11 protein-coding genes and 1 riboswitch are annotated in these 12,808 nt (G+C 49.4%); of the genes, 9 read left to right on the forward strand and 2 right to left on the reverse strand.

The window, feature by feature from the left end; genetic code table 11:
• The first annotated feature begins 155 nt into the window (after window positions 1-155).
• Window positions 156-1,031, forward strand: a complete 876-nt coding sequence (locus B5F87_RS15060; RefSeq protein ID WP_087282522.1) for a LysR family transcriptional regulator — start codon at window positions 156-158, stop codon at window positions 1,029-1,031.
• A gap of 213 nt (window positions 1,032-1,244) precedes the next feature.
• Window positions 1,245-2,030 (forward strand): ZIP family metal transporter, encoded by a 786-nt coding sequence (locus B5F87_RS15065; RefSeq protein ID WP_087282523.1) that lies wholly within the window; start codon window positions 1,245-1,247, stop codon window positions 2,028-2,030.
• Between the two features lie 62 nt (window positions 2,031-2,092).
• Here B5F87_RS15065 and B5F87_RS15070 read toward each other — a convergent pair whose 3' ends face one another.
• On the reverse strand, window positions 2,093-2,401 hold the full coding sequence (locus B5F87_RS15070) for a thioredoxin domain-containing protein (protein WP_087282471.1): 309 nt from the start codon (window positions 2,399-2,401) through the stop codon (window positions 2,093-2,095).
• Window positions 2,402-2,585: 184 nt separating this feature from the next.
• On the opposite strand from B5F87_RS15070, the gene B5F87_RS15075 reads away from it, so the two are divergent.
• The 7 genes from B5F87_RS15075 (at window position 2,586) to B5F87_RS15105 (ending at window position 11,298) form a co-directional block, all read left to right on the forward strand.
• Window positions 2,586-3,902 (forward strand): O-acetylhomoserine aminocarboxypropyltransferase/cysteine synthase family protein, encoded by a 1,317-nt coding sequence (locus tag B5F87_RS15075; protein ID WP_087282474.1) that lies wholly within the window; start codon window positions 2,586-2,588, stop codon window positions 3,900-3,902.
• 103 nt (window positions 3,903-4,005) lie between these two features.
• Complete coding sequence (gene cysK / locus B5F87_RS15080) at window positions 4,006-4,935, forward strand: cysteine synthase A (protein WP_087282476.1); 930 nt, start codon at window positions 4,006-4,008, stop codon at window positions 4,933-4,935.
• Window positions 4,936-5,093: 158 nt separating this feature from the next.
• Window positions 5,094-6,851 carry an ABC transporter ATP-binding protein gene (locus B5F87_RS15085; RefSeq protein WP_087282478.1) on the forward strand — a complete coding sequence of 586 codons (1,758 nt, stop codon included), beginning with the start codon at window positions 5,094-5,096 and terminating at the stop codon, window positions 6,849-6,851.
• A 101-nt stretch (window positions 6,852-6,952) separates the two neighbouring features.
• Entirely contained in the window at window positions 6,953-8,725 is a 1,773-nt protein-coding gene (locus B5F87_RS15090; protein ID WP_242964503.1) for an ABC transporter ATP-binding protein, read from the forward strand.
• 35 nt (window positions 8,726-8,760) lie between these two features.
• On the forward strand, window positions 8,761-9,363 hold the full coding sequence (locus B5F87_RS15095; protein WP_087282525.1) for a cytidylate kinase-like family protein: 603 nt from the start codon (window positions 8,761-8,763) through the stop codon (window positions 9,361-9,363).
• Window positions 9,364-9,511: 148 nt separating this feature from the next.
• Window positions 9,512-10,186 carry a response regulator transcription factor gene (locus B5F87_RS15100; protein ID WP_087282482.1) on the forward strand — a complete coding sequence of 225 codons (675 nt, stop codon included), beginning with the start codon at window positions 9,512-9,514 and terminating at the stop codon, window positions 10,184-10,186.
• The gene (locus tag B5F87_RS15105) at window positions 10,183-11,298 is read left to right on the forward strand and encodes a HAMP domain-containing sensor histidine kinase (protein ID WP_087282484.1); all 1,116 of its coding nucleotides are present in this window, start codon (window positions 10,183-10,185) and stop codon (window positions 11,296-11,298) included. The genes B5F87_RS15100 and B5F87_RS15105 overlap by 4 nt, the downstream gene beginning before the upstream one ends.
• Window positions 11,299-11,380: 82 nt before the next feature.
• Here B5F87_RS15105 and B5F87_RS15110 read toward each other — a convergent pair whose 3' ends face one another.
• Entirely contained in the window at window positions 11,381-12,199 is an 819-nt protein-coding gene (locus tag B5F87_RS15110) for a DUF4097 family beta strand repeat-containing protein (protein WP_087282486.1), read from the reverse strand.
• Between the two features lie 279 nt (window positions 12,200-12,478).
• Window positions 12,479-12,659, forward strand: a riboswitch (cobalamin riboswitch).
• Window positions 12,660-12,808: the final 149 nt, after the last annotated feature.

Genomic DNA, 12,808 nt, shown 5'->3' on the forward strand with positions numbered 1-12,808 from the left:
GGAAAAAAGCATAAAAAAGAATTGCTTTACTTTTTCTCTTGACCGATTGTAACAACCGGTTGGTATAATAAATAAAATGGCAGCTTTATTGCTGCTGTGCAGTCGGAGAGATGCCCCGGGCGGACGACGGCTTTAATACGGAAGGGAGAAAGAGTATGGAACTTCGTGTACTGAAATATTTTCTCATGGCGGCAAGAGAAGAAAATATCACAAAGGCGGCGCAGCTTCTTCATGTGACGCAGCCGACGCTGTCCCGGCAGCTGATGCAGCTGGAGGAGGAGCTTGGCGTGAAACTTTTTGAGCGGAGCCGGCACCGGATCATACTTACGGAGGACGGTATGCTTTTAAAACGCCGGGCCCAGGAGATTGTCAGTCTGGCGGAGAAGACAGAGAGAGAGTTTGTGAGAAGAGAGGGAGAGCTGATGGGCGAGATTTCCATCGGCAGCGGTGAGCTGAAAAGCTCCCGGTTCCTCTCACAGGTTGTCGCTGCTTTCCATGACAAACATCCGCTGGTTCAGTTTGAGATATTCAGCGGAGACTCTGATAATATCAAGGAGCGGATGGAGAGAGGGCTGCTGGATCTGGGGATTTTGCTGGAACCGGTGGATATCAGCAAGTACGAATTTATTCAGATTCCTGTAAAAGAGGAATGGGGAGTTCTTGTGCCGGACGATTCTCCGCTGGCGGGGAAGGAGAGCGTCAGACCGGAAGACCTTGTTTCCTATCCGCTGCTGTTTGGACAAAGAGAAATGGTACATCAGCAGATACGCAACTGGTTTGGTTCCTGCTCAGATAAGATGAAATTGGTTGCCAGCGGTAATCTTCAGTATAATATGGCGGCCATGGTGAGCGGAAAGGTGGGAGTCGCGGTGACAATACGGCTGGACTGCAGGTATGACGGCATTAGTTTTGTTCCCCTTGCGCCCCGCCTGGAAAGCCGCACGGTTCTTGTCTGGAAAAAAGTACAGCCTTTTTCTCCGGCAGCCACAGCATTTATCGATTTTTTTCGGGATTATGTCGAAAAAGAATAGCAGAAAAAGACAGAACAGTGAAAACAGCCGTTGGTTTTCACTGTTCTTTGTTATTGCAGAAAAAATACTGTGCAAAAACTGTTTTTTTTCCGGAAAAATGGTATAATAGCCTATGCTCTTGCTGCAGCGCACAGTGCGGAGATGTCCGGAGGATACTGTATACAGATTGCTGTGCAGACGCAGGAGAGTAAATGTTTGGGAAAGGAAAGATTTATGCTGGATTTTGAGATTATAAGAGGGATTTTGCTGCCGTTTGCGGGAACGACTCTGGGCGCAGCCTGCGTATTTTTCATGAAGAAGGATCTGCATGAAGGAGTGCAGCGGGTGCTGACCGGTTTTGCCGCCGGCGTTATGGTGGCGGCCTCCGTGTGGAGTCTGCTGATTCCGGCTTTGGAACAGTCGGAACACATGGGCAAATGGGGATTTATCCCGGCGGCTGCGGGTTTTCTTCTTGGTATGGGTTTCCTGCTGCTGCTTGATGAGCTGATTCCGCATCTGCATATGAACAGCGAGGAAGCAGAAGGACCAAAGACATCTCTTTCGAAAACGACAATGCTGCTTCTGGCGGTGACACTGCACAATATTCCGGAAGGGATGGCAGTCGGCGTGGTTTTTGCCGGATGGATACAGGGAAATGTGGATATTTCCGCCATGGGTGCTTTAGCGCTGGCTCTGGGAATCGCCATTCAGAATTTCCCGGAGGGGGCGATCATCTCCATGCCGTTAAAAGCCCAGGGGGTGAGCAAAGGACGTTCGTTCCTTTACGGCACGCTCACGGGAATCGTGGAACCGCTGGCGGCGTTTTTTACGATTCTTGCGGCGGGACTGGTGGTTCCGGCTCTGCCTTACCTGCTTAGCTTTGCGGCGGGAGCCATGATTTATGTTGTGGTGGAAGAGTTGATTCCGGAGATGGCGGAAGGAGAACATTCCAATGCGGGAACCATTGCTTTCGCAGTCGGATTTGTTGTGATGATGGTTCTTGATGTAGCTTTGGGATAAAATTTCTGCGGGAACGTTCCAATCGTCCGGTCATCGTTCCCGCGGTCAAATATGAAAATGTTTTACTGGATCAGAAGCCGGGAGATCTGCGGTTTGTCCTGCAGACCGGCGGCGGTGGCAGTACATTTTCCGTTTTTGAATATCTTAATAGAAGGAATCGTCTCAATGCCGTACATGGCGGCCAGAGACGGTTCCTTTCGTGTATTAATCCGCCCTATGACAATCTCCGGATGTTCGTGGGCAAAAAGCCGAAGAATGGTATCCTGCCTGCGTGATATTTCGTTTTCGGGACTGGAGAAATATAAAAGGACGGGATTCGGGCCGGAGAAAATTATCCGGGAAAAATTTTGATTGGTAACAGTAATTGGCATAGTATCACTCCTTAGTGTTATAGATATAGATAAGGACAGTATCTCCGGAAAAAATATATTTATGCATGAGAGAAAAATGTTGTTGATGAATAAGATTTTGAAAAAAGACCCTTTTTCCTATTGACAAAGTAGGAAAAGAAATGTATGATACAAAAGACTTAAATGAAAGGACATACACAAGATTATGGCGAAAAAAAATTATAAAGACAGAAATTTCAGATTCGAAACATTACAGCTGCACGTGGGACAGGAGGAGGCGGACCCGGCCACAGACGCCAGAGCGGTGCCGATTTATCAGACTTCTTCCTACGTTTTTCATAACTCGGAGCATGCGGCAGACCGGTTTGCTCTGAAAGACGCGGGGAATATTTATTCCCGGCTTACGAACCCGACGGTGGAGATTTTTGAGAAGAGAATGGCGGCCCTCGAGGGGGGCGTGGCAGCGGTTGCCACAGCGTCCGGCGCGGCGGCAGTGACCTACGCGGTGCAGAATATCGCCCTGGGCGGCGGACACATCGTGGCGGCGAAGAATCTTTACGGCGGAAGCTACAACCTGCTGGCCCACACGCTGCCGGATTACGGCATCACCACAACCTTTGTGGACCCGCTGTGTCCGCAGGCCTTTGAGGAGGCCATTCAGGACAATACAAAGGCGCTGTACATAGAGGCCCTCGGCAATCCGAATTCGGAAGTGGCGGATGTGGAGACCATCGCAAAGATTGCCCACGCCCATCAGATCCCGCTGATGATCGACGCGACCTTTGCCACACCGTATTTGCTGCGGCCCATCGAGTACGGAGCGGATATCGTGATCCACTCGGCCACGAAATTTATCGGCGGCCACGGTACGAGCATCGGCGGCGTCATTGTGGACTCTGGCAGATTTGACTGGAAAGCGTCAGGAAAGTTCCCGCAGTTTACGGAATCGAACCCAAGCTACCACGGGCTGAGCTTTGTGGACGCGGCAGGAGACGCTGCATTTTCTGCGAGAATCCGTGCCATCCTGCTACGGGATACGGGCGCATGTCTTTCTCCGTTCCACGCATTTTTCTTCCTGCAGGGACTGGAGACATTGTCCCTCCGGGTGGAGCGCCACGTGGAAAACACGCAGAAGGTCATCGAGTACCTGAAAAAACAGCCGCTGGTGGAGGCGATTCATCATCCGCTGGCCACAGAGGACGAAGAGCAGAAAAGACTTTACGCCAAATACTTCCCGAAGGGAGGCGGCTCTATTTTCACCTTTGAGATAAAGGGAGGCGAGGATACCGCCCGCACCTTCATCGATAACCTGGAGCTGTTCTCACTTCTTGCCAATGTGGCGGACGTGAAATCTCTCGTGATTCACCCGGCGTCCACCACTCACGCGGAACTTAACGCCGAAGAGCTGCTGGAGCAGGGAATCTATCCGAATACCATCCGGCTTTCCATCGGAACGGAACACATCGACGATATCATCGAGGATCTGGACGAGGCGTTCCGGGCGGTGACCGAGGAATTATAAATTGGTGTAAATGTGTCGGAAGAAATATGTAGAATCCACAAAACATTTATAATAATAGAAGGTAAAAGCAGAAATACTATAGAAAAAACAGGAGGAAATCATTATGGCAAAAATATATGGAGGAATTCTTGATTTAGTTGGACGTACCCCTCTGGTGGAGGCGGTGAATCTTGAGAAGAAATGGAACCTGAAAGCGCGGCTTCTCCTGAAGCTTGAGTATTTTAATCCGGCGGGAAGCGTCAAGGACCGTGTGGCAAAGGAGATGCTCGAGGATGCGGAAGCAAGAGGTCTGATCTCTGAGGGAGCGACGATCATCGAGCCTACTTCCGGCAACACCGGAATCGGTCTTGCGGCCATGGCTGTGGCAAAAGGCTATAGGGCGATTCTCACCATGCCGGATACCATGAGCGTGGAACGGAGAAATATTTTGAAGGCTTACGGGGCTGAGATTGTGCTGACGCCGGGAGCGGAAGGCATGAAGGGAGCCATCGCCAAGGCGGAGGAGCTGGCAAAAGAGATTCCGAACAGCTTTATTCCGGGACAGTTTGAGAATCCGGCCAATCCGGCGGCACACCGGAAGACCACCGGCCCGGAGATCTGGGAAGATACCGACGGAGAGGTGGACATCTTTGTGGCCGGCGTGGGAACCGGCGGAACGGTTACCGGAATCGGCAGCTATCTGAAAGAAAAGAATCCGGACATAAAAATCATCGCCATGGAACCGGCAGCTTCCCCGATGCTGTCGGAGGGCACAGCCGGCCCGCACAAGATTCAGGGCATCGGCGCAGGCTTTGTGCCGGAGATTCTTGACACAGATATCTATGATAAGGTTGTCACAGTGGAGAATGACGCCGCCTTTGAGTATGGCAAAGAACTCGCCAAGACAGAAGGATTCCTGGTGGGAATCTCCTCCGGTGCGGCACTCTACGCCGCCATGGAAGAGGCGAAGAAGCCGGAAAATGAAGGAAAGACCATCGTTGTGCTGCTGCCGGACAACGGCGACCGGTACTATTCCACACCGCTGTTTCAGTAGAAAATAAAAAGGGAGTTCCGATTAATGGAGCTTCCTTTTCTGATGTGATCACTTCTTGTATATCCTTTGTAATTTAATTCAGCTCTCCTGTTTAGATTCAGTTTATTTTTCCGCCTTATTGTATTATCACTCTCAAGATTATGAAAGGAGTTAATACTATGCTGAAACTGCTTAAAAAGTTTACAAAAACAGAGTGGACGCTCTCTTTTGCGGCATTGTTGTTCATAATCCTTCAGGTTTGGATGGATTTGACTATTCCGGATTACATGTCGGAAATCACCACTTTGGTACAGACCGAAGGCAGCGCCATGAGCGAGATTCTTGCCGCCGGAGGAAAAATGCTTGGCTGTGCGCTGGGCAGCTTTGCGGCCTCTGTGTGTACTGTGACTTGCGCTGCGAAGATCGCAGCTAATTTTTCTGCCAATTTACGAGGAATGCTCTTTCATCAGGTGCAGTCCTTCACCATGGCGGATATCGGCAAGTTTTCCACAGCAAGCCTGATCACCCGTTCCACAAACGACGTGATGCAGGTGCAGCTGTTCATCGTTATGGGACTGCAGGTTCTTCTGAAGGCGCCGATCACGGCGGTATGGGCCATAGGAAAGATTGCGGGAAAGAGCTGGCAGTGGACATTCAGCACCGGCGTTGCTGTTGTGGTTCTCCTGCTTATTGTCGGTACTTGTATTCTTATTGCCATGCCGAAGTTTAAAAAGCTGCAGGTGCTCACTGATGATATCAACCGGATTACCAGAGAGAATCTGACCGGATTAAATGTCATCCGCGCCTATAATGCAGAAGACTATCAGAAGAAAAAATTTGAGGACGCAAACGAGCGGCTCACAAAGACGCAGCTGTTCGCCAGCCGGACTATGGCCTTCATGATGCCTGGTATCCAGCTTGTCATGAACGGACTGACGCTGGCTGTGTACTGGATAGGCGCTTACCTGGTGGACGGTGCGCAGGGGCCGGCGAAGCTGTCTATTTTTTCTGATATGATCGTCTTTTCCCAGTACGCCATGCAGGTTGTCATGTCCTTCATGATGCTTGTTATTATCCTTGTTATCCTGCCCCGTGCATCGGTCGCTGCCAGAAGAATCAACGAAGTGCTTGATACCGAGCCGAGCATTAAGGACGGACCGGTCACCCAGCCGGAGACTGATCTGCAGGGTGAGGTGGAATTTCGCAATGTAAGTTTCCGCTATCCGGATGCTGACGGCGACATGCTCCACAACATTTCCTTTACCGCCCATAAGGGGGAGACCGTGGCGCTGATCGGTTCCACCGGCTGCGGCAAGAGTACGGTTATCAACCTGATCCCCAGATTTTACGACGTTACGGAAGGGCAGGTGCTGGTGGACGGCGTGGACGTCCGTGAATATAATCAACAGACACTCCGTAATAAGATTGGATATGTTTCTCAGAAAGCAACTCTGTTTTCCGGAACTGTCCGAAGCAATATCGCCTTTGGAGACAACGGACGTGAGGAGTTTCCTGACGAGGACATCGTAGATGCTGTGTACACGGCGCAGGCCAATGACTTTGTAGAAAAAATGATGGGTACCTATGACGGCTATGTGGCGCAGGGCGGAGCGAACCTGTCCGGCGGACAAAAGCAGCGTCTGTCCATTGCCAGAGCAATCTGCCGTCATCCGGAAATCTTTATTTTTGACGATTCTTTTTCTGCCCTGGATTATAAGACGGACCGTGTACTCCGTAAAGCGCTGGAAAAGGAATGCGGCGACGCTACCCGGATCATCGTGGCACAGCGAATCGGAACAATCCGTGACGCCGACAAGATTATTGTTCTGCACGACGGAAAGATAGCAGGTATGGGCACCCATGACCAGTTGATGAAGACCTGTGACGTTTACCAGCAGATCGCTCTTTCACAGCTTTCAAAGGAGGAATTGGCATAATGGAAAATAAGAAATATCAGACAAATGTTTCCGGCCAGACGGAAAACCAGGCCCATTCGTCCAATGCTGCCGGAAGAAACAGCGGCGTCCGCGGACCAGGCATGCGCAGGGGCGGCGGTGAGAAAGCCAAAAATTTTACCGGTACATGGAAGAAACTGATACTCTACTGTAAAAATTATTCAATCGCCATTATAATTGCTGTTCTTTGTGCTGCGGGCGGCACCATTTTCACGCTGGTCGGACCGGATAAATTATCAGATCTGACTGCGGTGATCACCGATGGCATGATGACGGGAATTGATCTTGATGCCGTGGCAGGCATAGGATTTACACTGATTGGATTTTATCTCTGTAGTATTCTGCTGTCTTTTATACAGCATTTTATCATGACGACCATCGCCCAGGTAGTTTCCAGACGGATGCGCAGCGACATTACCCGGAAAATCAACAATCTCCCCATGGGATTTTACAGCCATACTTCCCACGGTGATATTCTTTCCCGGGTAACCAACGATGTGGATATGATTTCCCAGTCGCTGAACCAGAGTGTCGGTATGCTGGTATCGGCGATCACTCTGTTCGTGGGTTCCTTATTTATGATGCTCATTACCAATGTGATCATGGCGCTTACTGCTGTTGCGGCAATTTTTATCGGCTTCATGCTGATGCGGGTGATCACCGCCCATTCCCAGAAATATTTCGCCCGACAGCAGCGGCATCTGGGAGAACTGAACGGGCATATTGAAGAAATGTATTCTGGTCATACCGTTGTCAAGGCTTATAACGATGAGGAAAACGCGAAGAAAACCTTTGATGAACTGAATGGTACTCTGCGGGACAGCGCTTTCAGGGCGCAGTGTCTGGCCGGACTGATGCAGCCGCTGATGATTTTTATTGGCAATCTGGGTTATGTGGCGGTCTGCGTCGTCGGAGCGGTTCTCACCATGAACGGGCAGATTGGTTTTGAAGTCATCGTTGCTTTCATGATGTATGTGCGTTTCTTTACACAGCCGCTTTCGCAGATTGCCCAGGCGACCCAGTCCTTACAGTCCGGCGCGGCTGCAGGAGAGCGTGTCTTTGAGTTCCTGGAAGCTCAAGAGATGGAAGACGAGAGCGAGAAGACGGCGCATCTGGAAAAAGCCCGCGGATATGTGGATTTCGACCACGTGAAGTTCAGCTACGATCCGGGAAAGACCATCATCCACGATTTTTCCGCTCACGCGGAGCCCGGACAGAAAATCGCCATCGTCGGCCCGACAGGAGCCGGAAAAACCACGCTGGTCAATCTGCTGATGCGCTTTTATGAGATTGAAAGCGGCGATATACGGATCGACGGCGTTTCCACCAGATCCATGAAGAGAGAGGATGTACATTCTCAGTTCTGCATGGTACTGCAGGATACCTGGCTGTTTGAAGGCACTGTGCGGGAAAATCTGATTTACTGCACGCCGGATGCCGATGATAAAAAAATGGAACAGGCATGCAAAGCCGTCGGACTCGATCATTTTATTCACACACTGCCGCATGGCTATGACACCGTACTGAATGATCAGCTGAATCTCTCTCAGGGTCAGAAGCAGCAGCTCACGATCGCCCGGGCCATGATTGCCGATAAACCGATGCTGATTCTCGATGAGGCGACCAGCTCTGTGGATACCCGTACTGAACTGCAGATTCAAAACGCCATGGATAAGCTGATGGAGAACAGAACCTCTTTCGTTATCGCCCACCGTCTTTCCACCATCAAGAATTCCGATTTGATTCTTGTCTTAAAAGACGGCGACGTCATCGAGAGCGGCACTCACGAAGAGCTGCTTGCCAGAGGAGGATTCTATGCCGACCTCTACAACAGCCAGTTTGATCAGGCGTCATAACTGTGTGGGGATTTGTGAAGAAAGAAGGAATTGTTATGAAATGTAATTATATTACCATAGAGAGAGAATACGGCAGCGGCGGCACCAAGATTGCCCGCCGTCTTGCGGAAGAATGCGGCATCGCCTGTTATGGAGCAGAGATTCTGGAAGCGGTTTCCAGGAAAAATGGTATATCTGTCGATCAGATACAGCATTTGGAGGAGTCTGTTTCCGGAAGTTTTCTTTACACGCTTTTTGTCATGAGTAAGGTTCAGAGCGGCGATTCTGATATGCTTTCCGGAGAAGGCAAGGTGTTCGTCGAGGAGCAGCGGGCCATTGAGTATTTTGCTGGACAGGGTCCGGCCGTTTTTCTTGGTCATTGCGCCTCGGAGGCACTGAAGAAACACAGCGGAGTTGTGAAGGTCTTCATTCGGGCAAATAATGAGGAGAAGAAAAAAAGGATTATGGCGGATTATCATATTCCGGAGCAGGATGTGGAAAGTACCCGGAAGAGGTATGATAATAAACGTTCCAAATATTATTACGGTAATACCACAAGACACTGGAATGATATGAAAAATTACGACATTGTCCTGGATTCTTCCCAGCTGGGTATCGAGGGATGCGTGGCAGTACTGAAGGGGCTTTTCCGGAAATAAAAACAGATGTATTTACAGCGGCGCCGGCACGAAGGCAATCGGGATATCGTGCCGGCGCCGCGTGGCGTCTTCCCGGGAAGGCGGGTTTGCCAGAATAAGGAGGAGCGGCTATAATAAGAATATATAAACAAAAAGCGGAGGAACTACCATGTTTCGTATATTAGTTGTGGACGATGATAAAAATACAAGAAGATATATGCAGGCGGTGCTGGAAGAGGCGCACTATACTGTAACCACGGCGGAAAACGGTGTGCAGGCTCTGGATATTCTGGGCAGAGAGCATATTGATCTGATTGTCCTGGATATTATGATGCCGGAGATGGACGGCTATACTCTCACAAAAGAACTGCGGGATGTGCAGGATACTATTCCGATATTGATGGTATCGGCAAAACAGCTCCCGGCTGATAAGAAGAAAGGATTTCTTGTCGGGACGGACGATTACATGACCAAGCCGGTGGATGAAGAAGAGATGCTGCTGCGCATTCGCGCTCTGCTGCGCCGGGCAAAGATCGTCAGCGAGCAGAGAATTGTCATAGGGAATGTGGTTCTTGATTATAATTCCATGACTGTCACAGGCCATGGGAAGACGCAGGAGCTTCCGCAGAAAGAATTTCTTCTTTTGTATAAGCTGCTTTCCTATCCGGGACAGATTTTTACCAGGATTCAGCTCATGGACGAAATCTGGGGGATGGACAGCGATACGGGCTGGGAGACGGTGACCGTGCATATCGGACGGCTGCGAAAGCGGTTCGAAGGATGGGATGAGTTTGAAATCGTCTCTGTCCGGGGACTTGGATATAAGGCGGTGAGAAAAGTATGAAGAAGAAGCGCAGTGGAAACAGAGGATGGACGAGAAGGAAAAGAAAGCCAAAAAGTCCTTTTCCTCTCATTGTTCTTGTGACGGTCGTCGCATTTTTTGTTCTGGTTGTGACCATGGCGTTCGTTGTGTTTGTTACCTGGCTGCTGATCAAGGCCGGAATTTTTCATTTTCCTCATTCCGCGCGCTACGGCCTGACTTTTGTATTGCTGGAGTTTGCCTTGGCGAGTGTTTTCGTGGGAACGATCGTCTCCTTTGTGGTGGGGCGTATTTCTCTGCGGCCGCTGAATAAACTGATCCGCGCCATGAATCAGCTTGCGGACGGCGATTATTCGGTTCGGCTGTATTTTGGAGAACGGAAAATCGGAAGAAAGCTTGCGGACAGCTTCAATAAGATGGCAGAAGAGCTTTCCAATACAGAAATGCTCCGTTCTGATTTTGTCAATAATTTTTCCCATGAATTTAAGACGCCTATTGTCTCCATTTATGGATTTGCCAGACTTTTGTGCCGGGGAAATCTGGAAGCGGAGCAGACCCGGGAATACCTGTCCATCATCGAGCAGGAGTCCGGCCGTCTGGCGGAGATGGCTACCAATGTGCTGGATATGACAAGAGTGGAGAATCAGACGATCTTAAGCGGCGTGAAAGAATACAATCTTTCAGAACAGCTTCGGCGTTCTGTTCTCCTGCTGGAGAAAAAATGGAGCCAGAAGGAGCTGGAGATTTCCTGTGATTTCAATGAACATATGATTCAGGCAGATGAAGAAATGATGAAGCAGGTATGGGTAAATCTTCTGGACAACGCCATAAAATTTGCGCCGGAGAAAGGAAAGATAACGGTTCTCATCCGGGAGCATCCTGACGAAGAGTGTCAGGAAGACGGAACGGTCGCCGTTGCCATCAAAAATAATGGCCCTCAGATCAAAGAAGAGGACCGGAAACGTATTTTTAATAAATTTTATCAGTCCGATACTTCCCACGCTGCGGAAGGCACAGGTATCGGACTGGCCATTGTGAAAAGAATCGTGGAACTCCACGAGGGAGAGATCCGCGTGGAGAGCGACAGCCGTGAGACTGCATTCTGGGTGGAACTCCCAAAGAACCGGCAGCCGTGATAACCGGCGCCGGTTTGCTGCGGCAGATCGTCCAGCAATTCTTTTATACCATCGTAGTTTTACATATCTGCGGGAAACGGAATCAGTTTTCCTGAAGCAGCACATCTCCGTTAATGGTGGAGATACGAACATTCTGAAATGGCTTCTCTCCGATGATGCCGGAAATGCACTGTTTGTTGCCTGGCTTTGTCTGTACCGTCAGTCCCTCAATCTCCGAGGTGATGGTTCCGGTCTTGCTGATGCCGTCCATGCGGATGCCGGCGCCGGCCGGAAGAACAAGTTCGATGCGTCCGTTCAGGGTGTTGCACTCTACAATATTATTGAGAGAAGAGAACGCCGCGTAGATCGGGCCGCCGGAGGTCTCCAGTTTAGCTCCGCCGTCAATGAGACCGGCGGTGATGCTGCCGGAGACAGAATGCAGGTCAGCGAAACCGGTTGCTTTATCAAACCGGATACTGCCCACCGGACAGCTCATGCGGATGCGGGGAGCGGAAATCTCTTTCAGAGAAATAGAGCCTTCCATGGTCTCTGCGGCAAAACGTTCAAAGGACCAGTTTTCCTCCGTGATGATGTTGCCATACTGGCTGGAGAGCTGCAGCTCGCCGTGCCAGCTTTCCGGCAGAAATACCTCCACATATGTATCGCGGTTGACTTCTTCCCGGCGTCCGTAACGAATCGTGGTTTTAATCCGGTTTGCAGTGACTTTGGCGTAGTACTCAGAACCGGAGAGTCCGCCGATGTATTCTTTTAACACGAAGTTTTCATCTTCAGCTTTGTACAGAAAAATAGTCTCTCCGTGATATCCAAGCTGCAGATTTTTTACAGTGGAAATATCCATGGAGATGATATTGTCAGCTTCTTTCTGAAAATTTTTTGGGTTAGAGATATTTTCGTTGCTCATAGTAATTTCCTCGATTCTTTTAGTGAAATTTCATAAAACGCGGCCGTAAAGCCTATACTGATATTATTATAAAATAGAAAATAAAATTAAGCAATGTAAAATCGAAACCATGAAATAATATAATTTAGAACAAAAAAGAGCGCAGAGTCTGCATTTTTTTACTGCAGAAAAGCACAAAATATATGATTTTTTGTCAAGCCTGTATAATAATAAAAAGATTCATTTACATATATAAAATATCATGATACAATTTTGGTGTGATAAAGGTAATTTCATAGAAAATTGCACAGTCCGGCAAGTTCCGCGAGGATTAATAGAGAAACCGGTGAGAGTCCGGTACGATCCCGTCACTGTGAATGGTTTGCTGCCTGCATTTGCCACTGGGGAAGACGTTCTCTGGGAAGGCGCAGGAGAGCGCTAAGCCGAAGTCAGGAGAACTGCTTGTCAGGGATTTGCATCTGTCTGCGGTCGATGGACGATGTATGTATTAGTATATCTTTAGAATTTCTTATACCGTTTCTTCGGTAGAATTCTAAGACTGTGTTTTTGATAACAGCTTGCTGCCTCCAGTATTCTGATATGCAGTAAGGTCTTAGAATTTATTTTCTT

Source organism: Eubacterium sp. An3 (assembly GCF_002159465.1).
Classification (GTDB): Bacteria; Bacillota; Clostridia; order Lachnospirales; family Lachnospiraceae; genus Anaerobutyricum; species Anaerobutyricum stercoris.

Excerpts from the sequence above, each read along its gene's own strand:
- B5F87_RS15065 (WP_087282523.1), top strand. The coding sequence starts at position 1,245 with ATGCTGGATTTTGAGATTATAAGAGGGATTTTGCTGCCGTTTGCGGGA.
- B5F87_RS15060 (WP_087282522.1), top strand. The coding sequence starts at position 156 with ATGGAACTTCGTGTACTGAAATATTTTCTCATGGCGGCAAGAGAAGAA.
- cysK (WP_087282476.1), top strand. The coding sequence starts at position 4,006 with ATGGCAAAAATATATGGAGGAATTCTTGATTTAGTTGGACGTACCCCT.
- B5F87_RS15105 (WP_087282484.1), top strand. The coding sequence starts at position 10,183 with ATGAAGAAGAAGCGCAGTGGAAACAGAGGATGGACGAGAAGGAAAAGA.
- B5F87_RS15110 (WP_087282486.1), bottom strand. The coding sequence starts at position 12,199 with ATGAGCAACGAAAATATCTCTAACCCAAAAAATTTTCAGAAAGAAGCT.
- B5F87_RS15095 (WP_087282525.1), top strand. The coding sequence starts at position 8,761 with ATGAAATGTAATTATATTACCATAGAGAGAGAATACGGCAGCGGCGGC.
- B5F87_RS15070 (WP_087282471.1), bottom strand. The coding sequence starts at position 2,401 with ATGCCAATTACTGTTACCAATCAAAATTTTTCCCGGATAATTTTCTCC.
- B5F87_RS15100 (WP_087282482.1), top strand. The coding sequence starts at position 9,512 with ATGTTTCGTATATTAGTTGTGGACGATGATAAAAATACAAGAAGATAT.
- B5F87_RS15085 (WP_087282478.1), top strand. The coding sequence starts at position 5,094 with ATGCTGAAACTGCTTAAAAAGTTTACAAAAACAGAGTGGACGCTCTCT.
- B5F87_RS15090 (WP_242964503.1), top strand. The coding sequence starts at position 6,953 with ATGCGCAGGGGCGGCGGTGAGAAAGCCAAAAATTTTACCGGTACATGG.
- B5F87_RS15075 (WP_087282474.1), top strand. The coding sequence starts at position 2,586 with ATGGCGAAAAAAAATTATAAAGACAGAAATTTCAGATTCGAAACATTA.